The sequence below is a fragment of the Brevundimonas sp. genome (genome assembly GCF_036659295.1).
In the GTDB taxonomy this organism is placed as follows: domain Bacteria; phylum Pseudomonadota; class Alphaproteobacteria; order Caulobacterales; family Caulobacteraceae; genus Brevundimonas.
Genome location: NZ_JAVXCU010000162.1, coordinates 508 through 757 on the forward strand (window position 1 = coordinate 508; position 250 = coordinate 757).

The window sequence follows — 250 nt, forward strand, 5'->3', positions numbered from 1 at the left end:
GGCCACCGCCTGGAGCACAAGCCGGCGGAGTTGTCCGGTGGTGAGCGCCAGCGCGTGGCGATTGCTCGTGCCCTGGTGAACAACCCGGGCCTGGTGATGCTCGACGAGCCGACCGGCAACCTCGACTCCCACACCGCCCAGGGCATCAAGGACTTGATGCTGGAACTGAGCACCCAGATGCGCACCGCGTTCCTGGTGGTGACCCATGACATGAGCATGGCCCGGCAGATGGACCGTGTACTGCATTTGC

1 protein-coding gene is annotated in these 250 nt (G+C 65.2%); it reads left to right on the forward strand.

The genetic code is table 11. The features are described from left to right. The coding region (locus tag RSB01_RS14130; RefSeq protein WP_332625760.1) for an ATP-binding cassette domain-containing protein at nt 1-250 on the forward strand (250 nt) is incomplete at both ends.